The sequence below is a fragment of the Ruminiclostridium josui JCM 17888 genome, assembly GCF_000526495.1.
GTDB lineage: Bacteria > Bacillota > Clostridia > Acetivibrionales > DSM-1351 > Ruminiclostridium > Ruminiclostridium josui.
Genome location: NZ_JAGE01000001.1, coordinates 3,370,438 through 3,396,581, shown reverse-complemented (window position 1 = coordinate 3,396,581; position 26,144 = coordinate 3,370,438). Strand labels below are relative to the sequence as shown.

At 36.1% G+C, this 26,144-nt stretch carries 25 protein-coding genes; 1 reads left to right on the top strand and 24 read right to left on the bottom strand.

Going from position 1 to position 26,144, the window contains the following annotated elements; translation table 11 throughout:
* Positions 1-244: 244 nt before the first annotated feature.
* The 7 genes from K412_RS0115405 to yfmF form a co-directional block, all read right to left on the bottom strand.
* On the bottom strand, positions 245-730 hold the full coding sequence (locus K412_RS0115405) for a cell division protein FtsL (RefSeq protein ID WP_024833934.1): 486 nt from the start codon (positions 728-730) through the stop codon (positions 245-247).
* Positions 731-913: 183 nt separating this feature from the next.
* On the bottom strand, positions 914-1,855 hold the full coding sequence (gene rsmH / locus K412_RS0115400; protein ID WP_024833933.1) for a 16S rRNA (cytosine(1402)-N(4))-methyltransferase RsmH: 942 nt from the start codon (positions 1,853-1,855) through the stop codon (positions 914-916).
* Positions 1,856-1,878: 23 nt separating this feature from the next.
* Entirely contained in the window at positions 1,879-2,310 is a 432-nt protein-coding gene (mraZ, locus tag K412_RS0115395) for a division/cell wall cluster transcriptional repressor MraZ (RefSeq protein WP_024833932.1), read from the bottom strand.
* 236 nt (positions 2,311-2,546) lie between these two features.
* The gene (gene rodA / locus K412_RS0115390; RefSeq protein WP_024833931.1) at positions 2,547-3,668 is read right to left on the bottom strand and encodes a rod shape-determining protein RodA; all 1,122 of its coding nucleotides are present in this window, start codon (positions 3,666-3,668) and stop codon (positions 2,547-2,549) included.
* 18 nt (positions 3,669-3,686) lie between these two features.
* Positions 3,687-4,760, bottom strand: a complete 1,074-nt coding sequence (gene lgt, locus K412_RS0115385; RefSeq protein WP_024833930.1) for a prolipoprotein diacylglyceryl transferase — start codon at positions 4,758-4,760, stop codon at positions 3,687-3,689.
* 24 nt (positions 4,761-4,784) lie between these two features.
* Positions 4,785-6,068 carry an EF-P 5-aminopentanol modification-associated protein YfmH gene (gene yfmH / locus K412_RS0115380; RefSeq protein WP_024833929.1) on the bottom strand — a complete coding sequence of 428 codons (1,284 nt, stop codon included), beginning with the start codon at positions 6,066-6,068 and terminating at the stop codon, positions 4,785-4,787.
* Positions 6,069-6,094: 26 nt separating this feature from the next.
* The gene (yfmF, locus tag K412_RS0115375; protein WP_024833928.1) at positions 6,095-7,399 is read right to left on the bottom strand and encodes an EF-P 5-aminopentanol modification-associated protein YfmF; all 1,305 of its coding nucleotides are present in this window, start codon (positions 7,397-7,399) and stop codon (positions 6,095-6,097) included.
* Positions 7,400-7,570: 171 nt separating this feature from the next.
* On the opposite strand from yfmF, the gene K412_RS22575 reads away from it, so the two are divergent.
* A complete protein-coding gene (locus K412_RS22575; RefSeq protein ID WP_173585600.1) occupies positions 7,571-7,747 on the top strand; it encodes a hypothetical protein in 177 nt (58 codons plus the stop codon).
* Between the two features lie 68 nt (positions 7,748-7,815).
* Here the strand turns inward: K412_RS22575 and K412_RS0115365 are convergent, their stop codons facing one another.
* The 17 genes from K412_RS0115365 to rimP form a co-directional block, all read right to left on the bottom strand.
* On the bottom strand, positions 7,816-9,033 hold the full coding sequence (locus K412_RS0115365; RefSeq protein WP_024833927.1) for an ABC transporter permease: 1,218 nt from the start codon (positions 9,031-9,033) through the stop codon (positions 7,816-7,818).
* A gap of 27 nt (positions 9,034-9,060) precedes the next feature.
* A complete protein-coding gene (locus tag K412_RS0115360; protein ID WP_024833926.1) occupies positions 9,061-10,398 on the bottom strand; it encodes an efflux RND transporter periplasmic adaptor subunit in 1,338 nt (445 codons plus the stop codon).
* Between the two features lie 28 nt (positions 10,399-10,426).
* Positions 10,427-11,170 carry a YknW family membrane protein gene (gene yknW, locus K412_RS0115355; protein WP_242835643.1) on the bottom strand — a complete coding sequence of 248 codons (744 nt, stop codon included), beginning with the start codon at positions 11,168-11,170 and terminating at the stop codon, positions 10,427-10,429.
* A 55-nt stretch (positions 11,171-11,225) separates the two neighbouring features.
* On the bottom strand, positions 11,226-11,954 hold the full coding sequence (locus K412_RS0115350; protein ID WP_024833924.1) for an ABC transporter ATP-binding protein: 729 nt from the start codon (positions 11,952-11,954) through the stop codon (positions 11,226-11,228).
* A gap of 24 nt (positions 11,955-11,978) precedes the next feature.
* Positions 11,979-12,992: a hydrogenase expression/formation protein HypE gene (gene hypE / locus K412_RS0115345; RefSeq protein ID WP_024833923.1), complete on the bottom strand. Its 1,014-nt coding sequence runs from the start codon at positions 12,990-12,992 to the stop codon at positions 11,979-11,981.
* 1 nt (position 12,993) lies between these two features.
* On the bottom strand, positions 12,994-14,079 hold the full coding sequence (gene hypD, locus K412_RS0115340; protein WP_024833922.1) for a hydrogenase formation protein HypD: 1,086 nt from the start codon (positions 14,077-14,079) through the stop codon (positions 12,994-12,996).
* Positions 14,076-14,300, bottom strand: a complete 225-nt coding sequence (locus K412_RS0115335) for a HypC/HybG/HupF family hydrogenase formation chaperone (protein WP_024833921.1) — start codon at positions 14,298-14,300, stop codon at positions 14,076-14,078. The genes hypD and K412_RS0115335 overlap by 4 nt, the downstream gene beginning before the upstream one ends.
* Before the next feature lie 104 nt (positions 14,301-14,404).
* Positions 14,405-16,771: a carbamoyltransferase HypF gene (gene hypF, locus K412_RS0115330; RefSeq protein ID WP_024833920.1), complete on the bottom strand. Its 2,367-nt coding sequence runs from the start codon at positions 16,769-16,771 to the stop codon at positions 14,405-14,407.
* A gap of 20 nt (positions 16,772-16,791) precedes the next feature.
* Positions 16,792-17,727: a bifunctional riboflavin kinase/FAD synthetase gene (locus tag K412_RS0115325; protein ID WP_024833919.1), complete on the bottom strand. Its 936-nt coding sequence runs from the start codon at positions 17,725-17,727 to the stop codon at positions 16,792-16,794.
* A 21-nt stretch (positions 17,728-17,748) separates the two neighbouring features.
* The gene (truB, locus tag K412_RS0115320) at positions 17,749-18,678 is read right to left on the bottom strand and encodes a tRNA pseudouridine(55) synthase TruB (protein ID WP_024833918.1); all 930 of its coding nucleotides are present in this window, start codon (positions 18,676-18,678) and stop codon (positions 17,749-17,751) included.
* 2 nt (positions 18,679-18,680) lie between these two features.
* Positions 18,681-19,643, bottom strand: coding sequence for a DHH family phosphoesterase (locus K412_RS0115315; protein WP_024833917.1), 963 nt, complete (start codon positions 19,641-19,643; stop codon positions 18,681-18,683).
* Positions 19,644-19,676: 33 nt separating this feature from the next.
* Positions 19,677-20,030, bottom strand: a complete 354-nt coding sequence (rbfA, locus tag K412_RS0115310; RefSeq protein WP_024833916.1) for a 30S ribosome-binding factor RbfA — start codon at positions 20,028-20,030, stop codon at positions 19,677-19,679.
* Positions 20,031-20,264: 234 nt separating this feature from the next.
* The gene (infB, locus tag K412_RS0115305) at positions 20,265-23,624 is read right to left on the bottom strand and encodes a translation initiation factor IF-2 (protein WP_024833915.1); all 3,360 of its coding nucleotides are present in this window, start codon (positions 23,622-23,624) and stop codon (positions 20,265-20,267) included.
* Entirely contained in the window at positions 23,611-23,949 is a 339-nt protein-coding gene (locus K412_RS0115300) for a L7Ae/L30e/S12e/Gadd45 family ribosomal protein (protein WP_024833914.1), read from the bottom strand. The genes infB and K412_RS0115300 overlap by 14 nt, the downstream gene beginning before the upstream one ends.
* The gene (rnpM, locus tag K412_RS0115295; protein ID WP_024833913.1) at positions 23,942-24,214 is read right to left on the bottom strand and encodes an RNase P modulator RnpM; all 273 of its coding nucleotides are present in this window, start codon (positions 24,212-24,214) and stop codon (positions 23,942-23,944) included. The genes K412_RS0115300 and rnpM overlap by 8 nt, the downstream gene beginning before the upstream one ends.
* 61 nt (positions 24,215-24,275) lie before the next feature.
* Positions 24,276-25,424: a transcription termination factor NusA gene (gene nusA, locus K412_RS0115290; RefSeq protein ID WP_024833912.1), complete on the bottom strand. Its 1,149-nt coding sequence runs from the start codon at positions 25,422-25,424 to the stop codon at positions 24,276-24,278.
* Between the two features lie 33 nt (positions 25,425-25,457).
* Positions 25,458-25,916 (bottom strand): ribosome maturation factor RimP, encoded by a 459-nt coding sequence (gene rimP / locus K412_RS0115285; protein WP_024833911.1) that lies wholly within the window; start codon positions 25,914-25,916, stop codon positions 25,458-25,460.
* Positions 25,917-26,144: the final 228 nt, after the last annotated feature.

Below are 26,144 nucleotides of genomic sequence, written 5' to 3'. Positions count from 1 at the left end.
TGTAAAATGTCCCGTTTAGTAATTAATATTGTATTTTAATAAAATATATTATTAAATTTAAAATAAATTGTCCAAAAATAAAAACTATAGACTTAATATAATGTTATATTAAAAAATCTATAGCTGCTTATTCATAATTAATTATATTCATTTTTAGCCCCCCCATGGATATCCGCTTTGTTTGTTGTCGGATATATAATATATTATCATGGTCTGTTATCTTGAATCAACCAAGGAGATAGGCTTAATAAATCATATTTACGAACTTGTTAATGCTTTTGCGCATACCATTGAACAATGCCGTTAGTTTTGACTGTTCCTTGTTTGCTGTAATCGTAACATCTTTTTTTGGTATACTTACATACACAATTTGTGACTTGTCGGGCTTATGCATGTCCAGCTTTGTTTCTGCAATTTGTCTTATATTCTTTAAATCCATAGCATTCTGTATATCAATAAGCAACAATTGATTTTCATTCTGTATCTTGGTATACTCACTTTTCAGTATATTGCTTTCATAATTTAACTTACTGATTTGTGCATATCTGAGCATAACAACAATAAACATTAGAAAAACAAGAAAAATGCTTGAGATAATTCTGACCTTTACTCTTTTGTTATCCCTTGCTATCTTTTTTGACTTGAGTATGGCATTGTCTTCATATGGGTCATATTGTATTTTTTCCGCTAAGGAACCGTGTACGTAATCATTTTTTTTGGTCTCTGCCACTCTTAAACACCCCCGTCAATAATAAAGATAATTGGGGAATCAGCTATAAAAGCTTGATTCCCGTTTCCATTTTTAAAAGTTTTAGCTTTTGTTTCTCAGAACTTTATCAATAGTATTTAAATTAATTCTTCATATGTTGATATATTATGATTTTCATTTGTTATCTTAATTTTAGGTTTTATACTATATTTTTTGCAGAACTCTTAATTTAGCACTTCTTGCTCTCGGATTTTCCTCAAGTTCACGACTATCCGAAACAATAGGTTTTTTATTTACAAGCACTGCCCTGGGCTCTTTTCCGCAAACACATACCGGAAAAGAAGATGGACAAGTGCATGGATTTACCATTTTATTAAACTGAGTCTTAACTATCCTATCTTCCAGTGAATGGAAAGTTATAATACACAGCCTTCCTCCACTTTTAAGCAAATCTACACAATCTTCAATTGTTTGATTTAATATCCCAAGTTCATTGTTGACTTCTATCCTAATTGCCTGAAAAGTTCTTTTTGCCGGATGAGGACCATCCCTTCTTGCTGAACTTGGAACCGCTCTCTTTATTATGTCTACCAATTCATAAGTAGTTTCTATGGATTTGTTCTGTCTGGCTTCCACAATGAATTTTGCTATACGAGAAGCCCATTTTTCTTCTCCGTAGTCACGGATAATTCGGTATATATCCTCCTCGGAATACTTGTTTACCACGTCGTAAGCCGACAGGCTGGACTTTCTATCCATTCTCATGTCAAGTGGTGCATCATGTTGGTAACTAAATCCTCTGGATGCTTCATCCAATTGATGTGAGGAAACTCCCAAATCCAGAAGAATACCGTCTACTTCATAAATTCCTAACTCGGAACAGGCATTACGTATATTTTTAAAATTGGTATTTACAACCCTGAAATCTGCTGAAGAATTAATTCCACCTAGCCTCTTAACCGATGTTTCTACAGCAAAGTTATCTTGGTCGAGACCTATCAAACAGCCTTTTTCACCTAGTCTTTTATATATCTCTGATGAATGTCCCGCTCCTCCAATTGTACCGTCAACATAAATACCTTCCTGATTTATATTCAGATTTTCTATACACTCATCAAGTAATACGGATTTATGTTTAAATTCCATTATTCACCTCAAAGTTTTTCCGGCTATATACCAAGTAATGCCATCTTTTCCGCAATTTTATCCGCGCTGATGTTATCATCGCTATTGTAAGCTTCCCATGCTTCCTTTTTCCATATTTCTACTCTTGAGGACACACCAATTACATATATGTCTTTTTCAAGTGCAGCATATTCGCGCAGATTCTGTGGTATCAATATCCTTCCCTGTTTATCAACTTCACATTCAGTTGCTCCTGAAAAGAAAAATCTGATAAATGCCCGGACGTCCTTATCGGTAAATGGCAAGGATTTTAGCTTGTTTTCCAAGCTTGTCCACTCCTCGGATGAGTACGCAAATAAACAACCGTCAAGTCCCTTGGTTAGTATGAACTTTTCACCTAACCCTTCACGGAACTTTGAAGGTACTATTGCTCTTCCTTTAGGGTCAATTGTATGTTGGTATTCACCATAGAACAATTTTTACACCCCACATCCGAATAAGTTTCCTCCACTTCCCACCACTTTTCACCACTTATAAACATATTTTATTGCAAAACTTAGTAATTATCAATATATTTCGGATAATTGGAATAAAAAAAATAAAAGACAGGATATTAATCCCGCCTTTTATAGGTCAGTAGTACTAGATTTTATGGGTTTTTGATGTAGCACCTGTAAATCTGATTATTTCCCAATAACAAATACTATACACACTAAGTACTAAACAGTACTTTTTTTCGTCTTGATGAAACACTTAAAACAATACCTGTGGCTATATAATTGGCCAGTACTGCACTTCCTCCCGCACTTACAAAAGGAAGTGGTAAACCTGTAACTGGAAGCAGACCTATGCTCATTCCGATATTTTCAATAAAATTAAATGCAAACATACCTGTCACACCTATTACAAGAAATGAACCATAGGAATCACTTGAGTTTTTTGCAATATAAATACATCTTAAAAGAATTATCAAAGCTAATATTATAATTATAATAGCACCAATGAATCCAAACTCTTCTCCAACCACCGAGAAAATAAAGTCTGACTCGTTTACTGGTACATTCCTGCTTTGGGTTTGCAACCCACTTCCGTAGCCTTGTCCAAACAACTGTCCTGAGCCCACTGCAATCTTTGATTGAATTACATTATATCCGGCCCCCTGTGGATCTCTGTCAGGTGAAATAAAAGTAAGAATTCTCTCACGTCTATTTCCATTCAGAACATAAACCCAGATAAAAGGTAATGAAAGCAGTAATCCTCCACTCAAGATAAATATGTACCTGTAAGGGATTCCAGCAATATATATAAATATAAGGAATATAAATACAAATACAAGGGCTGTTCCCAAATCCTTTTGCAGTAGTACAAAACCTATGGAAACCATTGAGTATACAACGAATTTTATAATATCTGATTTATTCTTTTCAGTACTATCTTTGATCCTCTCCAAAAAAACCGAAGCCAGAATAATATAAGCTATCTTCGCAAATTCTGATGGTTGAACACTAAACCCGGCTATTTGCATCCAGCTTCTACTTCCCAGGTCATCTCCAGAGCCTATAAATAAAACAAGAACCATCAAAGACATTGCACCAAAAAAAATAAATAAACTGAGAACCTTTAAATCCTTATAATCTATTATGCTTAAAATAAGACATAGTGCGATTCCCATTATCATAGCAAGTATCTGAGACTTCAGAATATTCGGTCTGGTTCTTACTGCACTGCTGAGCACAATAAGCCCTACTGCTGATAATACTAAAACCGATATAAACAACATGTAGTCAAATCTTTTATAAGGATTTGATGTTTGCGACTTTTCAACGAAATACATTTTTCACCTTTTCCTAAATTACTTGCTGTCAGTTATTTTATTATCTTCTTCTTCATTATCTTCTTGTGAGTTTTCACTGTTGGCAGGTTCATTTTCACCAGATTCTTCCCCAACATCCTGTGTATTGTCTGCTTCCTGCAAATTCTCAGTGCTTTGCTCATTATTTTCAGCTGCTTGTTCTTCTTCCAAATACTTAAGAACATTTGCATATACGCTTGGTTCTGTTTCTGCCTCTTCACACACTGCATTTTTTGCTTTGTTTCTCAGAACTATCACCAATACACTGAAAGCGATTATCATTATAATAGATAGAAATTGTGACACCCTTAGATTACCAAGCATCAGACTATCTGTTCTAAGACCTTCTATAAACGCTCTTCCTAGACTATAGGATATAAAATACAAGCAGAATATCTCACCGCTGAATTTCTTTCTTTTTCGCATCCACATAAGAAATGCAAAAATCAAAAGACTCCATAAGCTTTCGTATAAAAATGTTGGATGAACGGGTAAATCAGGATTTACAGTTATACCTAACGTTTCTTGAATTGAATCGGATTTATTTGTTAAATATGAAGTTATTGTAGAACTGGTCATCCCCCATGGAAGACTTGTATTTGCTCCAAAAGCTTCCTGGTTGAAAAAATTCCCCCAACGCCCAATCGCCTGTCCCAGAGCCACATAGGGTATCGCAAAATCAAAAAGCTTCATTGTAGGAATTTTTTTATATCTTGCAACAAAATAAGCAGTAACTATAGCACCTATTATTCCTCCATAGACTGCTAAACCGCCTTTTCTAAGGTTCACAATATCAATGAGGTTGTCTCTATACTCAGACCAACTGAAAACAACATAGTATATCCTTGCACATATTATAGCTGCCGGGGCTGCAAACAGCATCAAATCTATTATTGTATCCGGAATTAGATCGTATTTTGTTGAATCTTTCATTGCCCATAACACACATATCAAAAAGGCAGCGGCTATAATAATTCCATACCAGTATATTGGTTTACCAAAAATGTAGAAAGCAACTCTTGGTACCTGGAAACTCCAACCGAGTTCAGGAAAGCTGACTAATGTACTATCCATTTCTAACCTCCACAAAAACACTTTTTATTTCTGCTTAACAACAGATAACGCCATGCGCTTAATGTCAAAATGACTGTCAAATACATCTGTAATATAATCAAATTTCATTTTATCATAAACTTCTAGATAATCAAACAATGTAACCCCCTTAAAATATAAATTTATAAAGGATCTTGATATATTTTCCAGTGAATTTAACTGTCTTAAAAATCTTCCTTTTGAAGCGTTAAGAAGTCTGTTAAAGTTCTCCTGATCAAGCCCTTGTTTTTTCAGTAATTTAATTTCCTTTGTAACCATATCCTGAACCTCTTCCGGGTTTACAGATTCTCCTCCGAACATTGAATATGCATAACTATTCTCTAAAGAAAAATCCATTTCAAAGCTGGAATTTATAAGGCTCTTGTCATACAGTTCTTCGTAAAGTCTTGAACTTTTTCCCATAAGCATTGACAACAGAACTTTTATAGCAATCTCATATCTAAGGATTTCATCACCTTCTAAGTCAAAATTGCTGTCTTTAAATCCCATATAAAATATAGGTGTTGATACCGGCATATTTTGCTCGATATAACTTTTGTTAATATCCGAACTTTCTTTTGGAAAGATTCTTTTAATTTCAGTAGACTTATCCGATGTCTGTATGCAATTCTCAACCTGCTCAAAAACTTTAATGTGATCCACGTCACCAACCACTGTTATGAGCATATTTGATGGATGGTAAAAGGTCTTATAGCATTTATACAAGGTTTCTTTTGTAATTTCACTTATACTGTCAATAGTACCCGCTATATCATACCTTACAGGGTGGTTCTTGTACATTGCCTTAAGTAGATTGAAGTTTGCACGCCATCCTGGATCGTCACGGTACATATTGATTTCCTGACCTATTATCTTCTTTTCACGTTCAACGCTTTCATCTGTAATATACGGATTTTGAACAAAATTTAATAAAAGCTTGAAGTTTTCGCTAAACAAGTCTGTACAAGAAAAAAGGTATACAGTTTGGTTAAAGCTTGTAAATGCATTAGGTTTTGAGCCCAAAGCTGCAAACTTATCCATGACACTTCCGTCTTTTTGCTCAAAAAGCTTGTGCTCCAAAAAATGTGCAATTCCGTCAGGAACTTTTGTGGGTTTACTTTCTCCTGGTATGACAAATTCATTATCTACGGAACCGTATTGGGTAGAAAATGTAGCGTACTTTTTGTAATAGCCTTTTTTAGGAATTACTATACAATTTAAACCACTGGAATGTTCATACCGGTAAAATAATTCGTTATACTTTTTATATTCAATAGTATCAAAATTCATAAGCTCCTCCGCTTCGTATACCTTTTTTAATTGCTGTTTTCATGTGATTTTGAAGTCAAGAAATATATCGTATCCAACTGAACATTATCTGCCACCTTGATAATATCATCAACCGTAACTCTATTTACTTTTTCAACCAAGGTTTCCATGGTATCATGTGTACCGTTTATCAATTGACTCAAATAAAAATCTACTACATAAAGCTGACTGTCCTTTAGTGACATAATTCCAGTTTTTATAGACTTTAAGGTAGCCTCATATTCATACTCTGTTATGTTCCCTGAACGTATTTCATCCAACTGTTTCATAATTATTTCTTGAGCAGTGTCTTTATTCTTAATATCAATACCACTTGCAATAACCATTAAACCCTTAAACTTTTCCAAACCTGCAAACACATAGTATGCAAGCCCTGCTTTCTCTCTGACATTCTGAAAAAGCTTTGAATGCATACCTCCTCCCAGCAAGCCGTTAAAAACCAATAGTGCATAATAATCATTATCAGCAGGATGTACATGTGTTCTGAAACCCATACACAGCTTGGCCTGATTAACATCCATTTTATCTTCGTATTCTTTTACTTCTTTAACACATTTAAATATAATACTAGAATTCAGTTTTTGAGTTGGACTTCTTTCCACAAGTGACAGTTTTTCTTTTATAAAAGCTTCATCTTTCTCTTCCATTTCTCCGGTTATAAAAATCTCTGCAGGGAGTGATGCTATTTTTTTCTTGTAGTGCTCGTAAAGTTTGTCATTAGTTATTTCATCTATTTGCTCTATCGTGCCGTATTCATATAGCCCAAATGGTTCATCCTTGCACATTAGTTCATAGCATCTTTCCATGCTGTACTGAATCTTATCATTTGTTCTGCCTTTGACAATCATTTTCAGATTATTTTTTTCCTGTTCTACATACTGTTCATTAAAGGAACCATTCTTTAGCTCAGGTCTGAAAATGATATTCATAAGAAATTCAAATGCCTTTTCAAAATTTCTTTGCTTTTCATTAGTATACTTATCTGAAATATATTCAAAATAAAAATGTATTATCTGTCTTTCGCCTTTTTTTACAATGCCACAGTCAAACACTGCACCATACATTTTTTCAAGATACAAATTAATTTCTTTTATATTAGGAAGTCCCTTGCAGCCTCTTCTCAATACTGAAGGGAAAAGTGCGTTTAGAGCAACCGTATCCTTATTCAAATTATCATGAAAGAAAATATTAATTGTATTTGTTTTGAATCTATTAGATTTAATATTGTAAACCGTTATCCCATTCTTTTCAAACAATTTACACAGCTTTTCCTCTACATGGGTATCAATCATAAATAACTCCTTTAATTACAAATTATAGAATTTTTACTTATCATACTATAGTATAATAAAATTTTTCGTTTATATTCAAGCTAAACAAAGTTATTGAGTAATTAAATATGTTATTAATGCAAATAATAGAATTGAATAAATAAAGTTTCTACGTAAAAGGGAGGGCTATAATTGAACGGACGAAACAGAAAATATGCAAGAACAACAAAAAAAAGTCAACAGTTGCCTGATACATCTGAGGATACAGAATTTTCACTTTCTACTACAATGGCTTTAGGAATTGTCGGGGGAGCTTTTCTAATCGGAATGGTGTCTGGAACACTGGTCTCAATGTGCAGAAGAATTTAAAACCGTAGTAGAAAAGTTTAAGCGGCCAAGCTCCATAAAAAGGCTGGCCGCTTAAAGGAAAGTTCTATTTATTCGTACCTCAGTGATTCTATTGGGTCAAGGTCGGCGGCCCGTTTTGCAGGATAAACTCCAAACAACAGTCCCAAAGCAATAGAGCCCAAAAAGGCAAGTACAATTACCTGTATATTCAGAACTGGTGGGATTTTTACTATTGATGAAATTATAAAGCCTCCTAAAATACCCATAATTATACCAATTACACCACTTATTCCCGTAAGTATAATTGACTCGGTTATAAATTGAATTACTATATCTCGTTTTCTAGCACCAAGAGCCTTTCTCACACCAATCTCCCTTATACGCTCAGTTACAGAAACCAGAAGTATATTCACTATTCCTATACCTCCTACAATCAATGTAATTACAGCTATAACCAGAAGTACTGAGGAAATAACATTAAGTACAGTATTCAAACCATCCTGAAAATCAGAATAGAATTGTATTGAATATTTATCCTTATTTCCATGCTTATTTTCAAGGGTTTTTATTATTTTATCGGCCATGTTTTTCAGAGCAGTTTTATCCTTTTCATCTACCGAAACATAAATATAATTAAACTGCTCTGAATCAGGATAATATGATTGAAGGGTAGTCATAGGAATTATAAGGGTTACCGGTCTGTTTTCATTATTAATCATTCCTCCAAAGGGAGTTTCTTCAGTTTTTGTCACTCCTATTACCCTAAGCCTTAAAGTACTTCCTGAGCCAAGTGTTACCTTAAGTTTTTGTCCAATGGGATTTATCTTTCCAAAATTAGCTTCTGCAAATTCTTCATCAATTACAACTACATTTGATCTTGTAGAGTTATCAATCTCATTTATCATTCTGCCCTGAGCCATATCCACAGGTACAATGTCCTTATACTGAGATGATATACCGTGTATACTGGCATTTCTTGTTTTGTTATCAAGTCGGATAGTTCCTGATCTGTTCACATCTGTTCCAACATTTTTTATCTCTTTAACGCTTTTACTTATTGCTTTCAGATCATCGCTGACCAGCATATCATTGGTACTCAGGCTATCAGTCTTGTAAGAGACAATCAGTATATTCGCTCCGATTTTTGCAAATTCGCTATCTACATAGCTTTGCGTCGCATTTCCGATTGCCACGATAGTTATAACCGAAAATACACCCATAATTATACCAATCATCGTCAGGACGGAGCGGAGCTTGTTTGCTCTGAGACTGGATAAAGCCTGTTTGAAGCTCTCAATTATATTCATTTTCTGTTTATCCTCCAATCCCGTTTACTAATCTTTAATTTTAACACGGGCTCCATCCTTATAAGCAGGAGTTGGATTCATAACAACTAGATCGCCTTCCTTTAATCCGCCTCCTACCAATTCTGCTTTCATATCCGAAGTTGTGCCAAGCTCAATTTTCTTTTTATGCATAGTCTTTTTGTCAGGGCTTATTACAAATACATATTTATTATCATCTTTGTCCTGCCCCAGCATATCAAGGTCCACAGTAAGTACATTTGAAATATCTACAGTTTTAATATCACAACTTACAGTGATACCAGGCTTCATAGAAGGAGTAATATTATCAATGCTGACAACTACAGGAATAACCGTTTCAGCAGAACCGGTGTTGGTGGTATTAGACTTTGCTATAGGAGCAACGCTTTTAACCTTACCTGTAACTTCTTCTGTTTCAGGAATGGAATCTCCGTTTATTTCCACAGCTTGTCCAGGCTTCAAAAGTTTGGCATTAAATTCATTAATATTAAGCTTAACTTCTAACTTATTTGGATTAATAACCACGAACACAGGCTGGCCTGCTATTGTATAAGAACCCTCTGCAACATTTACCTGAGAAACTATCCCATCCATTGTACTAAACATCAATGCCTTGTATTTCTTAATCCTATTTTCGAGATCCTTAATTGATAATTCTGTTGTTTGTATTGCTATTTTCTGTGACTCAATATCTATTTGCTGAATTGTTTTAGATTTACTGTTTGCTTTACTGGTCTCGTTTTGGGCATCTTTCTTTGCCTGAAGTGTTAATTTTGCAACACTAAGCATATCCTGGGCATCTTTTAATGTATTTTCAGCACTATCAAGTTCAGCTTTTGATATAGCATCTGCATCATATAAAGCCTTTTTTTCGTTGCGGTTTTTAAGTGCCTGTTCATAGGCCCTCTGTTTTGAAGCAACATCATTTTCTGCTGCCTTTATTTCATTCTGATTGTTTACAGTACTGATGGTTGTATCAGATGCCATTGCCTTTTTTAACAGCAATTCCTGACTTTTCTTCTGGAGTTTTTGAGTTTCAAGCTGGGTATTCAGATCATCTAAATCTATATCTGCAAGCTTTTGTCCCTTTTTAACAGTGTCGTTTTGCTTAACATATAGTTTGGTCACTTTCACTGGATTATCAATGTATACCTCAGATTTTTCTATTTCAGAAACTATACCATTTGCAGAAATAAATGAACTGACATCACCTTTTTTTATTTCACCAGTCTGTACTGTAAAAACAGCACCGGAACCCACTGAGCCGGCATTTTTCACAACACCCACAGTAATTAGAGCCACTATAACAACAGCCAGGCTCACCCCAATAAATATCTTCTTTTTCATTTCAACCTCCGTGTCCCCGAGAAAATTTCTATAGTATTCCTGATATTCTAAATTCTGTTATCCCTGCATACAACACTTGAATAACAAATATAGCAGCTACAATCAAATACGCTTTCTTTTTTGGCATCTTACTAACTGCTGCAACACCTATAGCAATTACTACATATTGCCATATACTGAACACGTCCAAAAATTTTGCCATACCATATATAAAGTTTCCTTCCATCTTAGGCATTAGTACAGCAATACTGGTATAGCTCATAAGGTCGTAAACACCTGTAATATTTGTTTTAATTATATGTACCACGGTTGAAAGTATTGTAATCACGCCGGCATACCCAGTTATAGATAGTACCTGTTTAAAACTTCCCTGTCCCTTGAATATTTTAATGATTCCCCACAAAATCAAGGCACCAAGAACCCAGGTTATAACAACACCTATAGCCCCTGCAACTGGTCCTGTAATCGTAGCAAGATTTACGGCATTGTTAAGTTGCTCTGCAGTCATTTCAAGATTTTGTTGAAAAACCAATTCTTCTGTGCCAGTCCTTACAAACTCTTTATACATTGGAATCATTGCGAGAACAGCAACCAGTTGAACAACTGGCAAAAAAATAAAAGGAAAAGCTATCCTGGGCCTTTCAGCAAGGTTCTCCATTACTTTACCCGGCCATAAAAATACTCCTGCCACTCTTTTAAAAAAATTCATCTCACTTTTTTGCGGGAGATTAACAACTCCGTTAACAGATACTTGCGTATTTTCTTCCATCATATTACCTCCGTGGCCACTTATTGCGGCAAAAATTATATATATAAGTAATCAACTTCTAAGCTTCTTCCTTGTACTGACTTAATACAGTTCTTGCGTCAAGTGGGTTCTGGACTATTTCATCGCTTCTTAGCATACCGTCTTTAAAGCGTAATATTCTTTTAGTATGCTCCGCAATGTCCGGCTCATGAGTAACAAGTACAATAGTAACTCCTTCACGATTCAAGTCCTGAAATACTGTCATTATTTCTTCCCCTGCCGTACTGTCAAGGTTTCCTGTTGGTTCGTCGGCAAGTATAATAGCGGGAGAATTGACAAGGGATCTGGCTATAGCAACCCTCTGTTTCTGTCCTCCGGACATTTCGTTAGGTTTATGATGCAGCCTTTTCTCAAGTCCAACCCTCTCCAATGCCAGCATAGCTCTTTTGCGTCTTTCCTTAGCACCTACCCCCGCATATATCATTGGAAGTTCTACATTTTGCAGTGCAGTAATTCTTGGAAGTAGATTGAATGACTGAAAAACAAAACCTATTTTTCGGTTTCTAACCTTTGCCAGTTCAATTTCATTTAGAGTAGAAATATTGACTCCATCCAGCCAATATTCACCTGTAGTGGATTTGTCAAGACAGCCAATAATGTTCATTAACGTTGATTTTCCTGAGCCTGACGGCCCCATTATTGCAACAAATTCTTCTTTGTCTATATTTACATTAACATTCCTTAACGCCTCAACCTCTATCTGTCCATTTTTATAAACTTTACCTAAATTCTTTATTGATATAATCAATTTTTTTCGCCCCCCAAAATAAAATTAGCATATACGAGGGAGCTGATCCCCTGCAAGAACACTGATAATTCTGTTACCACCACTAAGTGCCTTTAGCAGAACCTTTGGTTCACCTGCCCCAGTCACTTCTCCTATTATCCTTGCATCTTTTCCGTATTTGTTCTTATGAAGAGCTTCCAACACTTTATCCGCCTTATCTTCACTCACAAAGCAAAGCATTTTCCCTTCATTAGCCATATATAAAGGGTCCATCCCCAAAAGCTCGCAGACGCCCTGAACCTCTCTTTTAACAGGTAAGCTGTCTTCTCTTATCAAAATTGAAACATTACTTTGAAGAGCTATCTCATTGAGGGTTGTGGCTACTCCTCCCCTGGTAGGGTCTCTTAAAACATGAACGTCCGGCACAACAGATAATATATCTTGAACCATGCCGGATAAAGGAGCACAATCACTCTTTATATCAGCATTAAAACCTATGCTTTCCCTTTCGAGAAAAATACTGCTTCCATGGTCGCCTATGGTGCCAGATACAATAATTTTGTCTCCAACCATAGCATTTCTACCAGAAATGTTTAATCCATCTGGGACTATCCCTATGCCTGAAGTATTTATAAATATTTTGTCAGCCGCTCCCTTTTGAACTACCTTAGTGTCGCCTGTTACTATTTTGACACCGCACTCACTGGCAGTTGCACTCATAGCTTCAACTATTCTCTCCAACTCTTCCATACCAAAGCCCTCTTCTATAATAAATCCGCAGCTTAAATAAAGAGGCTTGGCTCCGCTTGTTGCCAAATCGTTAACAGTACCGCATACTGCCAGCTTACCTATGTTGCCGCCATTAAAAAAAATGGGAGTCACAACAAAACTGTCAGTAGTAAATACCAGATTCCTTGCATCGCCTAGATTCAATCTAGCACTGTCATCACCTTGTGACAGTATATCATTGCTAAAATGCTTCTTAAATATTTGCTCTATCAGCTTTGAAGTAGCAGTACCTCCGCTACCGTGAGCTATGGTTATCATGTTTTTTTCCATTTTATCCTCCATATTTATAATAAGCAGCACAGGTTCCTTCAGAAGAAACCATACACGAACCTACCGGGTTTTCCGGAGTACATCTTTTTTTGAAAAGTTTGCAGTCTAAAGGACGTTTTTTCCCCTTAAGAACCTCACCACACAAACATCCTTTTGGCTCAGGTGTATCCTTTTGCTTAATATCAAACTTTTTTGCAGTATCGAACATTTCGTAATTTTTTACAAGGCCAAGACCTGATTTAGGAATCATTCCCATTCCACGCCAAACTGAATCCACAGGCTCAAAAACTTCATACATTTTTTGCTGTGCCTTTACATTTCCTTCCTTTGATACAATTCTAGAATACATATTTTCTAAAATTATTTTCCCATTTGTAATATTATCTATCAGTACTTTAATGGAATATAGGATGTCCAAAGGTTCAAAACCTGCTACTACACCTGGCTTTTGCATATTATACGCAACATAATTAAAAAAGTCTGTACCTATTATTGCAGAAACATGTCCCGGATACAAAAATCCATCAATCAACAATTCTTTGTCTCCTGCCAAAGTTTTTATTGCTTCGGGCATAGTCTTGTTTGCAGTTAAAACCGAATAATTCTTAATGCCCTCACTTTTTGCCTTTGATACAGATAGTGCTATTACCGGAGTTGTTGTTTCAAAACCAACTGATAAAAAAACAACCTCCTTATCTGGATTTTCTCTCGCCAATTCTACTGCATTAAGGGGAGAATATACCATTTGGACGTTGCTGCCTTGAGCCTTTTTGTGAATTAGTGTACTGTTATTCCCCGGGATTCTCATCATATCCCCGAAAGTTGTAATAATAACATTTTTATTATCTGCAAGTTCTGTAGCACTGTCAATATATGATGTAGACGTTACGCAGACTGGGCATCCCGGCCCTGAAATCAATTCTATCTGAGGGGGCAAAAGCGAGCGGAGTCCATATCTTGAAATAGCCATTGTATGAGTTCCGCATACTTCCATTATCTTTAGTCTGGGCCCAGAGTAACCTTGAAGACTTTGCACAATTTTACTTATAACTTCGCTGTCCCTGAATTCATCTATATAGTTTCTCATTTAATGCCTAGCTCCTTTATTTCGTTGAAAATATCAATAGTTCTAAGTGCCTCTTCCTCATCAAGAACCTGTATGGCACATCCTGCATGCACAAGAACATAGTCACCCACCTGTACGTCATCCAAAAGCTCTATTGAAACCTTGTTTGTTACTCCCATCATTTCAACATTACCGCTGTTTCCATCAATACTTACAACCTTTGCAGGCAATCCTAAACACATATATTAATCCTCCTATTATTATATTTATCAATCAACTATATTTTATAAATAAAAATTTATACATTTACACACATTAATGAGTATATACCCTGCTAAGTTACATTTCAATCTTCAAGAGTTGGAAAATCATGCTCTTTCTTTTTCAACATTTCTGCAATTGCCATTATTGACTGTCCCAATGAAATTCCTCCGTCATTTGATGGAACCTGAGAATGGGCAAATACCTTAAATCCTTGCTTTTCCAGTAAATCAACTGTTATTTGAAGAAGAGTTATATTTTGAAATACTCCTCCGCTTAAAACAACATTATTCAAATTACTTCTGTTTCTGATATTCAAACATCCTTGAAGTACAATATCCGCTATTGTGGCATGAAATCTGGAAGATATGTATTCCAACCCGTTTTCTGTCAGAATATCATTAACAATCTGCTTAATAATGCTGCTTGTATTAACTTTAAAGCCTTCTTCTGAATTTTCAATATCAAAGTAATATGGCTCAGTACAGCAAACATCAGCATAGTACTCCAGTTCAATAGCCGCCTGTCCTTCATAGCTGATATCTGTCTTTATACCGAGTAAAGCCGAAACCCCATCAAAAAAACGACCCATACTTGAAGTCAGAGGACTGTTTATTCTCTTTTCAAGCATTTTTAATGTAAAAATAATCTCTTCCTTATTTCTATTTTTAAATGCGGGAAGCCTATCCGTAATTTCCATTATATTGTCAAACATGTCCTTCTCTGAGGCGTATAAATAACTTAAAGCCATACGCCATGGATGTTTTACTGCCGAATCACTTCCCGGCATCATAACATAGTCCAGATGTCCGACTCTGCGAAAACCAAAATAACCTCCCGTAAAAAATTCTCCGCCCCATATGTTACCATCCTCACCGTAGCCTGTTCCATCAAAGGAAACTCCTATTACATTACCTTTCAGCAGGTTCTCTGCCATACAAGAGGCAATGTGTGCCTTGTGATGTTGAACTGCAATTTTATCAATGTCTGGTTGACTAAGTGCATATTGAGTTGAATAGTAATTGGGGTGAAGATCATACGCAATACACCGAGGTAAAATATCAAACAATCTTTTAAAGTGTTCAATCCCACTACGAAAAGCAATATTTGTACTTTCGTTTTCTAAATCCCCAATATGATGACTCAAATAAAAGTTCTTTCCTTTATTCAGACAGAAAACATTTTTGAGCTCTCCTCCGCAGGCAAGTATTGACGGTATTTCAACATCTTCATCCAAACCAAGCAGTTCTTGAATATTTATATGGATGGGTTTAGGCACATAACCTCTCGCCCTTCTGATGATATACTCTTTGTCCCTGAATATTCTGGTTACTGAATCATCAGTTCTTATATAAATCTCCCTGTTGTTTGTAAGGTAGGCATCTGCAATTCCCTCAAGTCCTTCCATCGCTTCCTCATCCCTGTAAAAAATAGGTTCACTGCTTAAATTTCCGCTGGTCATAACCAATAGCTCCGGAAAGCCTTCTTCTTCAAACAGCAGATGATGAATGGGAGTATAGGGAAGCATAACCCCAAGATACCTGTTAAGATGAGCAATGGCATCTGGCAGTATACCGTAATCAATTCTTTCAAGTAAAACTATAGGACTTGCAGGTGAATTTAGTATACTCATTTCAGCAGGACTTATTATACAGTACTTCTCAACTGTTTTTAAATCTTTTACCATAAGTGCAAATGGCTTGTCATCTCTATGTTTTCTGTATCTGAGTCTTTCAACGGCCTTATTATTCAATCCATCGCATGCCAGGTGATATCCTCCTATGCCTTTAATAGCAACAATATAGCCCTTTTTAATCATATCAGTAATATACTTTATACATTGACTGCTGGTTTTTATATCTTGTATCACTTTACCTGATTCATCGGCAACACTTAGACTCGGACCGCAGTCATGACAGGAAACAGGCTGCGCATGATACCGTCTGTCTGAAGGTTTTGTATACTCTTGCCTGCAATTTTCACACATTTCAAAACAGTCCATAGTAGTCTTATCCCTGTCATATGGGATATTCTTGATTATGGTAAACCTCGGACCGCAGTTGGTGCAGTTTATAAATGGATACTTATATCTTCTGTCGTTTTTATCTTTCATCTCTCTAAGGCAATCACGGCAAGTTGCAACATCTGGTGAAATGAAAACAGGCCCCTTGGAATCCTTATGACTGTGCCTTATTTCAAAATTCCTAAAGCCTTGATATTCTATCTCTTTATATTCTATTGATTCAATTACCGATAAAACTGGTGCCGATTTTTTTATTTCATCTATAAAATCGGCTACCATATGAGAATCCCCATCAATCTCTATTATTACGTTACTGTCATAGTTGCCTACCCAACCTTTCAGACCAAAAGCTTCAGCAAGATTAAAAATGAAAGGTCTGAAGCCAACTCCCTGTACAATACCTGTTATGATAATTCTGTAACCTGTCATATATAACTATAATTTATCTCCTAACTAACTATGCTTAAGTAATCTCTTGCAATCTTCATATCCTTTGTGATTTGATTTACCAATTCTTCTACATTGTTAAATTTCTTTTCATCACGTATTTTTTTCAAGAAAAACACTTCAATTTTTTTACCATATATATCCTGATTAAAGTCCATAATATGAGTCTCAACTGTTATCTGTTTTACATCCTCAAAAGTAGGGTTATAGCCCACATTAGTCATACTATTGTATAGTTTCCCGTTTAGAAGGGTTTTGGTAATATATACACCATTGTGGGGCAGTACAAGAAACTTTTCAGGATGTATGTTTGCTGTAGGAAAACCTATTGTATTACCTACACGCCTCCCATTAACAACCTCAGCAATAATTGAATAATTTCTCCCCAACAGTTTATAAGCTGTTTCAAGATTTCCGCTGATAATAGATTGTCTAATACTGGTACTGCTTATTATCTCACCATCACAGGTAATAGGCGGGATAACTACTACCTTAAATCCATACTTCTTTCCAAATTCTTTTAATAAAGGTATGTCTCCCTCACCCTTATAGCCAAATCTGTAGTCATGGCCTGCAACAGCAAGCTTTATATTTAGCTTATTTTTAAGAATATTAACAACAAATTCCTCAGGAGACATTCTTGAAAATGCTTCATTAAACTCGTCAAGATAAAGATAATCAAGAGTAGTTTCACTTAAAAGTTCTATTTTCTTTGTTTCTGTAAGAAGAAGAGGCGTAATAAGCTTTTTTCTCAGAATATTTTCAGTATGTTTTGTAAAAGTATATACCACCGATGACAGCCCGTTTAATTTTGATTCTCTTATTAGTGTGTTAATAAGTGCCATATGTCCTATATGCAAGCCGTCAAAATTACCAAGGCCGACACCAGTATAACAGTTGAATATATTATTAGAATCATTTGAATGAATAACCTGCATATAATGTCTCCTTAACTTTCGTCATTTAAAGAACTTCTTTGATTTTAAATAAAAAGTATTTCCCTTTTCAAAAACTTCTCCCAGCCCGAGAAAATTATTATTATCATATACTCTGTAAAAAGTTTTTTTATATTTATTTCTTCCTACTTCCAACCAGACTCCGTTATTATACTTGAAAAGTTCTTCCTTATTCAAATTTATACTATCATACTCTTCAAATATCTTTTCAACAGGCAATAAGTAACCTTCAAGAGATTTGGTTTCCGACAAATGTACTACTTCTTCAATTGTCAAAGCGTTGTCAAGGTCATACTGTCCTGCTCTCTTTCTAACGAGAAATGACATATGACCGCCGCAACCAAGCTTTTCTCCAATATCATTGCATAATGTTCTTATATATGTTCCCTTTGAGCAGTGAACATCAAAAAGGACTTTTTTTACTGTAAACTCTTTTGCTACTCCTTCAGTTTCAAATGTTACACAATCATCCCAAATTCTGATAAGGTCTATATTATATATTTCAATGGTCCTTGCTTCCCGTTCTATAGTCTGACCTTGTCTGGCTAATTCATAAAGCTTCTTACCTCCAATCTTTATAGCTGAATACATTGGAGGAAGCTGCTGAATAGCACCGACAAAACTCATGATTGTTTTTTTTATTTCATCATCATTAACTTCCACGGGAAATGAATCCAATACTATGCCGGAAGAGTCCTGGGTATCAGTTGAAATTCCCAATGTCAACTCTGCACGGTAAACCTTATCCTTGTCTATCATAAATTCTAAAGCTTTGGTAGCATTACCAATACATAACGGTAAAACTCCAACAGCTGAAGGATCAAGAGTACCTGCATGTCCAATCTTTTTTTGACCGGTTATTTTTCTCATACATCCAATTACATCAAAGGATGTCATTCCTGCAGGCTTTAAAACATTTAAAATACCATTCATACTTATCCCCGTTTAAGTTTGTCCTTAATAGTGTTTATCAATTGCTCTTTAACGTCTGATATACTGCCATTTATTGTACACCCGGCAGCCCTTTTATGTCCACCTCCGCCAAAAGAGGCTGCAATTTCAGAAACGTCTACATACGCTTTTGACCTTAAATTCACACGAATTTCATTATTACTTTTTTCTTTTATTAAAACCGAAACCTCAACTCCTACTATGGACCTTCCGATATTTACAAGTCCATCGCAGTCCTCATCTTTAGCTCCTGTTAGCCGTAATATGTCTTGTGTTATAACTGTTACGGCCAGCAAATCATTTTCATACAGCTCGAGAAGCTCTATTGCTTTCTGGGTAAGCTTAAGCTTTACAAAAGATGTATTATCAAATATTTTCTGTGACAGATCAGCAACATCAATACCTGTCGATAGCAACTCTGCTGCTGTCCTATGGGTTTCGGCAGTTGTATTGCCGTACTTAAAACCACCTGTGTCTGTTGCAATGGCAGTATAAAGGCACTTTGCCATATCGGTATCTATTTCATATCCAATTTCATTGAGAAGTAAAAATATAAGTTCACCTGTTGAAGCCGAAGAAGCATCAACATGGTTATACTGAGCAAATTTAGTATTTGTAATATGGTGATCAATGTTTATGGTAACTGGAGCCTTAAAAAAGCGGTCTGCTCTTGTACCAAGCCTTCCGTTGTCACCAGTATCGAGTGCAATATTCAATCCCATAACTTCATCGCTTTCACTTATAAATCTCGCAAGCTCAATTCCAGGAAGGAATTTGTAATTGTCAGGTATACTTTCTTCCATATACACAATTACCTTTTTGCCGGCTTTCTTTATTGCCAAAGCCAAAGCCAGGGATGAACCTATAGCATCTCCATCGGCAGAAACATGGGGAAAAATAGCTATGCTTTCTGCCTTTTCAATTGCCTTTATTATTTCTTTTTCCATCGTTTTATCCCCCGATAAAATTAATTAAACATGCTACTCGGTAAATTCCTTTTTAGCATCATCAAGAAGCTTGTTAATATGAATACCATGTTCAATAGAAGTATCAAGTTCAAAGTGTATTTCAGGTGTATATCTGAGCTGTACTCTATGCCCAAGCTCACGTCTTATGAAACCTGCTGCACTCTTTAAAGCACTAATTGCATTTTTCTTTTGCTCGTCATCTCCTAAAACACTGATAAATACCTTTGCGTATCTTAAATCTTTGGTTACAGTACATGAAATTATACTAACCATATTTGGAAGTCTAGGATCCTTTATTTCATTTTGAATTATATTGCTTATTTCCTTTTTTACTTCTTCTGATATTCTTACTATTCTATCTGCCATACTATTAGCCTCCGTCTGCCGCTATCGGCTGAATATTTTTTTAATACTTCTCCCTTATTCACATGCAAAGAATAAAGGAGGCTAATCATACAATTATACTATTGCAATTATTGACATTTATCTGTGGTTAAATACAGTATGTCAATTCATATTCAAATTTCATTTTAATATGTAAATAGGCTGAATTGGACAAACCTCCAACTTCAACCTATTTTAATTACAGTACTATTGTTGTTATCTCTTTACTTCCTCCATAATGAAGGCTTCGATTACATCGCCTTCCTTAATGTCATTGAAACGCTCTATAGATACACCACATTCAAAGCCTTGAGTAACTTCCTTAACATCGTCTTTGAACCTCTTGAGAGAAGCAAGTTTACCTTCATGGATAACAATACCATCTCTAACAACTCTAACCTCGGAATTTCTCTGTACCTTACCGTCAGTTACATAAGCACCACCGATGGTTCCCACACCTGAAACCTTAAATGTCTGCCTGATTTCAATATGTCCGAGTACTACTTCCTGATAGGTTGGTTCAAGCATACCCTTCATAGCAGCCTGTACATCTTCTATTGCCTTGTAAATAACGCTGTACAGTCTCATGTCAACTTCTGCATTCTTTGCAGCCTCAGTAACATTTGCACCCGGTCTTACATTAAAACCAATGATTATAGCATTTGATACCTGAGCTAAAGTTACATCTGATTCGGTAATGGCACCAACCGCACCATGTATAATCTTGACTCTTACCTCTTCATTGCTCAATTTTTCAAGAGACTGCTTTACGGCTTCAACTGAACCCTGAACATCTGCTTTTATTATAATATTTAAATCTTTTACTTTACCTTCTTTTATCTGAGTAAACAGATCCTCAAGAGTAACCTTTGCAGTTGCTTTAAATTGTTGTTCCTTCTGTTTGAACTTACGCTTCTCAACAAGCTGCTTTGCTACTTTTTCATCAGTTACTGCATAGAATACTTCTCCTGCTTCAGGAACCTCGTCCAAACCTAGTATTTCAACCGGCATTGAAGGTCCTGCTGCTTTGATTGAATAACCTTTGTCGCTTGTCATTGCTTTGATTCTACCAAATGCTGAACCTGCAATTAACGAATCTCCGATTTTCAATGTACCTCTCTGTACAAGAACAGTAGCAACAGGTCCTCTTTCCTTATCAAGCTTAGCTTCGATAACTGTACCTTTTGCCTGTCTTTCAGGGTCTGCCTTCAATTCAAGCATATCTGCAACCAAAAGTACCATTTCAAGTAATTGATCTATATTTTCTCTCTTTTTTGCGGAAACAGGAACCATTATTGCATCTCCGCCCCATTCTTCCGCAACAATTCCATATTCTGTAAGTTCTTGCTTAACCTTATCAGGATTTGCACCTGGTTTATCTATCTTATTTATTGCAACTATAATTGATACATTGGCAGCCTTTGCATGGTTAATTGCTTCAATAGTCTGCGGCATAACACCATCATCAGCAGCTACAACGAGTATTGCAATATCTGTTACCTGAGCTCCTCTAGCACGCATTGCAGTAAACGCTTCGTGACCCGGTGTATCCAGGAAAGTTATAAGCCTGTCATTTGCCTTAACCATATAAGCTCCAATATGCTGTGTAATTCCACCTGCTTCGCTGTCTATAACATGTGCACTTCTGATAGCATCCAGTAATGAAGTTTTACCATGGTCAACATGTCCCATTACAACGACAACTGGAGGTCTTGGCTTAAGCTTTGATTCATCCTGAGTTTCATCATCATCAAATAGTATATCCTCTTCGCTTACCTGAACAGCTTTCTCTGTCTTTACTCCGTATTCTTCAGCAATTATGGTAGCTGTTTCAAAATCAATCTCGTTATTGAGAGTCGCCATTACTCCATAAGCCATCAATTTCTTAATAATTTCTGTAGATGTCTTTTTAAGAGACTCAGCCAAATCTTTTACTGTAAGCGACTCTGGAATAGTTATTGAAGTAAGTACTGCCTTAGGAGGAATGTACTTCTCCTTAACCTTTTCATTCTTTTTATTTTTGTGCTTTTTCTTTTTACCATCATCGTTATAAAATTCATTAAAAATATAGTCTTCAGATAGAATTTCAGAAACTCCCTTCTTTTCTATAACTATCCTCTGAGGCCTGAATCTTTGCTTTGTAGCTGAACTGTTGTTCTTAGGAGTTTCTTTCTTTTGCTTTTCTTCCCTCTTAACACTCTTGTCGAAATCCCTGCCTTGGAATTCTCTTCTTGCCTCATTTCTCTGTGAGTCAAAAGCTTCCTGTGCTACCGAAGCATCCGGCTTTGGTATATCCAGATTTTGTTGTCTGGACTGACCCTGTGGTCTATCATGCCTCTTACCATATTGACCTTGCGCTCTATCTGACTTCTGGTTATTATACTGACCCTGTGGTCTGTCTGTTCTTTGGTTATTGTACTGACCTTGTGGTCTGTCCGACCTTTGGTTATTGTACTGACCCTGTGGTCTGTCTGTCCTTTGGTTGTTGTACTGACCTTGTGGTCTGTCCGACCTTTGGTTGTTGTACTGACCCTGTGGTCTGTCCGACCTTTGGTTGTTGTACTGACCCTGTGGTCTGTCCGACCTTTGGTTGTTGTGCTGACCCTGTGGCCTGTCTGTTCTTTGGTTATTGTGCTGGCCTTGTGGTCTGTCTGTTCTTTGGTTATTAAACTGACCCTGTGGTCTATCTGTTCTTTGAACAGGCTTTTCTGTTGCCGAAACGTTGTTTACGGATGAGTTGTCGTTTTGAGCAGCTACCTGAGGTTCAGATTTACCCTGAACTTCTTTATTATCAGGTGAACCTGTCTCTTCCTGATTCTTAGTCTCGACACTCTGATGTGGCTTTATTTCCGGCTGTGTAGGTGATTGATCACTCTCAGCCTTATTATTACTTTTTTGTCCTTCTTTTTCAGCAGCAACCTTATTGTTTATCTGTGCTGCTTCCGCATTTGAGCTATCATTTAATACCTTAGATTCATTTCCCTTGTTATCCGCCACAATTTTTTCCTCTTTATGAATGTCCTGATTTATTTTTGAACCACTTAAACTTTCTTCTTTTGCTACTGGTGCTTCCTTTGGCAATACTTTTTGTTCATTTTTGCTGACTGCCGAATTCTGTTTATTTTTAAATTCTGGTTTAACTTCTCTTACAAATCCAGGTCTTAACCCTGATGTACTTGATTCTACTTTAACAAAATCATTTCTATAATTTTTCTTTTGGACATTTTTTGTTTCATTCTTTGAAAAATTGTTTGACTGCGATGAATCATCTGTTTTAGTGTCAATAATTATTTCAGTTGTTCTTATAATTCTTGGTGCACTCTTATTTTCTTTCTTTACTTCCTTTTTTACTTCTTTCTTCTTTTCTACTGTTGTATTATTACTTTCTCCAACCTCATTCTTTTTATCATCATGTCTTATAACACCTATATGATTATATAGTGCATCTAATTCATGAGGTTCAAGAAGGCTCATATGATTTTTGACGTGTATATTTATCTCAGCAAGCTTTTCCATTAACCTTTTACTTGTAGTATTAAGTTCTTTGGCAAGCTCGTATATTCTAGCTTTTTCCAAAACCTTCACCCCCTGTTTCGTTTGTTGAATTATCTATTAATTTAAGAAGGCCATTTTTAAAATCTTTTGATATAATTGAAACTACCGCTCTTAAATCTTTGCCCGTATACTTGCCAATTTCAAGCTTTAGTCCATACTCCCTGTACGGAACAGAGTGGTAATTACACATACTTTTAAATTTGTCCTTCGTGTTTTCAGAAGCATCCTTTGCAACGACAACAAGTTCAGCTTTTCCAGACTTTATTGTCCTTTCACAGGTTTCATCGCCTGATAACAGCTGACCTGCCTTCTTTGCAAGTCCTAATAAGGAATAAACCTTATCCATCGTTTTCCTCCAATTGGTTTTTTAGATTATCATAAATGTCCATGTCAATTGTAGTCTCAAAAGCCTTTTCCAGTCTTTTAGCCTTAATCGCCTGTTCAAGACAATGGGCACTTCTGCATATGTATGCACCTCTGCCAGGCTTTTTACCAACGAGATCAATACTGATTTCTCCCTCATTATTTTTTACCACGCGTATTAATTCCCTCTTTGGCCTCATTTCCTTACAGCCAAGGCACATACGCAATGGAATCCTTTTTTGCTTCATCCATCCACACCTTCCATATTTTAGTTTAATATCTCAAAATTCCCCTAAAGGTGGTAAAGGGTCATTCAATCGTAAAATCTTCATGGTCATTATTATCATAATTTATACTGTCTGTATCTGTTTCGTCAAAAAAGCCACTGTTTATACTATCGTCAAAGAGTTGTTTCTCAATTGACTGTCTCAGTTGGGATTCACTTTTTATATCAATTTTCCAACCAGTAAGCTTTGCAGCAAGCCTTGCATTCTGGCCTTCCTTTCCTATAGCTAATGAAAGCTGATAGTCAGGAACCACAACTTTTGCAGACTTTTCATCCTCGTCCACGTCTACCCTTACGACCTTAGCAGGACTTAAGCTGCTTGATATATAATCTTTTGGATCGTTACTCCATTTAATGATATCAATTTTTTCGCCTCTGAGTTCATCAACTATAGCCTGAACTCTGGTACCCTTTTGTCCTACACAAGCTCCAACAGGGTCTACATTTTCATCTTTAGAGTACACAGCTATTTTAGTCCTTGAACCCGGCTCTCTTGAGATACTTTTTATTTCAACAGTACCATCATGTATTTCAGGCACTTCTAATTCAAAAAGCCTTTTTACAAGGCCTGGATGTGTTCTTGAAATCATAATCTGAGGACCTTTTGTAGTCTTTTTAACCTCTACAATGTAGGACTTCAAACGTTCATTGAATCTGTATTCTTCACCGGGAGTCTGTTCAGTAGGTCCAAGAACTGCTTCAGTTTTACCAAGGTCTACTATTACATTTCTCTTTTCTATCCTTTGAATTATTCCCGTTACAATGTCGCTTTCCTTATTATAAAACTCATCGTAAATAATTCCTCTTTCTGCTTCTCTCAGTTTTTGAACAACTACCTGTTTAGCTGTTTGGGCAGCTATTCTACCAAAGGACCTTGGAGTTACTTCCAATTCAACGTAGTCCCCTATTTCAAGTGTAGGATTAAGCTTTGCAGCCTCCCCAACGGATATATCCATTGCCTCAACATCAGGATTTTCAGCAACTTTCCTGAGTGCAAATACTTTTACATCCCCTGTTACCCTATCTATATTGACTTTAACATTCATTGCTGAACCAAAGTTTTTCTTATATGCAGAAATAAGTGCAGCTTCAATAGCCTCAATAATTATTTCCTTCTTGATTCCTTTTTCCTTTTCCAGCTGTTCAAGAGCTAATATCAACTCAGCGCTCATCTTCTTGTCAACCTCCGTTTACTAATCAAATATTTAAAATTTAATAACCCTTTTTACTATAGCAACCTTGTCTCTTTCAAACTGGACATCGTGGCCATCTTGATTAATCACAATAAAATTATCCTTTAAGCCAACCAATTCGCCTTCAAATACTTTTTTGCCGTCTATAGGTTGAAAAACCTTTACTTCAACAAGTTCTCCCTTATATTTAGTAAAGTCTTTCTCTGTTTTCAATGGTCTGTCAAGGCCTGGTGAAGATACCTCTAAATAATAGCTCTGATCAATAGGATCGTTTTTGTCAAGTAAATCACTTATCTGTTCGCTAACTGCCTGACAATCATCAATACTGATACCGCCGGGCTTGTCGATATAAACTCTCAAGTACCAGTTGGCACCTTCTTTAATATACTCAACATCCACCAACTCATAGTTTAAATTTTCTACGACCGGTGATACAAGCTCTGTTATAGTTTGCTGAATATTTTTCTTCATGTTTTTTTCTGCCTCCGTAGTTAGGGTTTAAGACCGGTTCAGTGTTGCCTCTTTCTATATTTAATGGCACAAATTTTTGAAACACAAAAACGTAGGCACTATAAGTGCCCTTGTAATTATTTCAACATGAACCAGACAGCTTACTGCCCTTGTTATAAGTTTACCCAGTTATACTATTTTAAGACCTAATAGAGTTCGGATAAACAATAAAGAGTGGGATTTCCCACT

What these genes read in the sequence shown, in the direction of transcription:
- K412_RS0115300 (WP_024833914.1), bottom strand. Translation starts at nt 23,949, where the DNA reads ATGGATAAGGTTTATTCCTTATTAGGACTTGCAAAGAAGGCAGGTCAG.
- rimP (WP_024833911.1), bottom strand. Translation starts at nt 25,916, where the DNA reads ATGAAGAAAAATATTCAGCAAACTATAACAGAGCTTGTATCACCGGTC.
- lgt (WP_024833930.1), bottom strand. Translation starts at nt 4,760, where the DNA reads ATGGATAGTACATTAGTCAGCTTTCCTGAACTCGGTTGGAGTTTCCAG.
- yfmH (WP_024833929.1), bottom strand. Translation starts at nt 6,068, where the DNA reads ATGAATTTTGATACTATTGAATATAAAAAGTATAACGAATTATTTTAC.
- truB (WP_024833918.1), bottom strand. Translation starts at nt 18,678, where the DNA reads ATGAATGGTATTTTAAATGTTTTAAAGCCTGCAGGAATGACATCCTTT.
- rsmH (WP_024833933.1), bottom strand. Translation starts at nt 1,855, where the DNA reads ATGGAATTTAAACATAAATCCGTATTACTTGATGAGTGTATAGAAAAT.
- nusA (WP_024833912.1), bottom strand. Translation starts at nt 25,424, where the DNA reads ATGAGCGCTGAGTTGATATTAGCTCTTGAACAGCTGGAAAAGGAAAAA.
- K412_RS0115315 (WP_024833917.1), bottom strand. Translation starts at nt 19,643, where the DNA reads ATGGAAAAAGAAATAATAAAGGCAATTGAAAAGGCAGAAAGCATAGCT.
- hypE (WP_024833923.1), bottom strand. Translation starts at nt 12,992, where the DNA reads ATGGAAAAAAACATGATAACCATAGCTCACGGTAGCGGAGGTACTGCT.
- K412_RS0115335 (WP_024833921.1), bottom strand. Translation starts at nt 14,300, where the DNA reads ATGTGTTTAGGATTGCCTGCAAAGGTTGTAAGTATTGATGGAAACAGC.
- hypF (WP_024833920.1), bottom strand. Translation starts at nt 16,771, where the DNA reads ATGACAGGTTACAGAATTATCATAACAGGTATTGTACAGGGAGTTGGC.
- K412_RS0115325 (WP_024833919.1), bottom strand. Translation starts at nt 17,727, where the DNA reads ATGCAGGTTATTCATTCAAATGATTCTAATAATATATTCAACTGTTAT.
- hypD (WP_024833922.1), bottom strand. Translation starts at nt 14,079, where the DNA reads ATGAGAAACTATATAGATGAATTCAGGGACAGCGAAGTTATAAGTAAA.
- rbfA (WP_024833916.1), bottom strand. Translation starts at nt 20,030, where the DNA reads ATGGCAGATAGAATAGTAAGAATATCAGAAGAAGTAAAAAAGGAAATA.
- rodA (WP_024833931.1), bottom strand. Translation starts at nt 3,668, where the DNA reads ATGTATTTCGTTGAAAAGTCGCAAACATCAAATCCTTATAAAAGATTT.
- rnpM (WP_024833913.1), bottom strand. Translation starts at nt 24,214, where the DNA reads ATGAAGCAAAAAAGGATTCCATTGCGTATGTGCCTTGGCTGTAAGGAA.
- yfmF (WP_024833928.1), bottom strand. Translation starts at nt 7,399, where the DNA reads ATGATTGATACCCATGTAGAGGAAAAGCTGTGTAAATTGTTTGAAAAG.
- K412_RS0115360 (WP_024833926.1), bottom strand. Translation starts at nt 10,398, where the DNA reads ATGAAAAAGAAGATATTTATTGGGGTGAGCCTGGCTGTTGTTATAGTG.
- yknW (WP_242835643.1), bottom strand. Translation starts at nt 11,170, where the DNA reads ATGATGGAAGAAAATACGCAAGTATCTGTTAACGGAGTTGTTAATCTC.
- K412_RS0115365 (WP_024833927.1), bottom strand. Translation starts at nt 9,033, where the DNA reads ATGAATATAATTGAGAGCTTCAAACAGGCTTTATCCAGTCTCAGAGCA.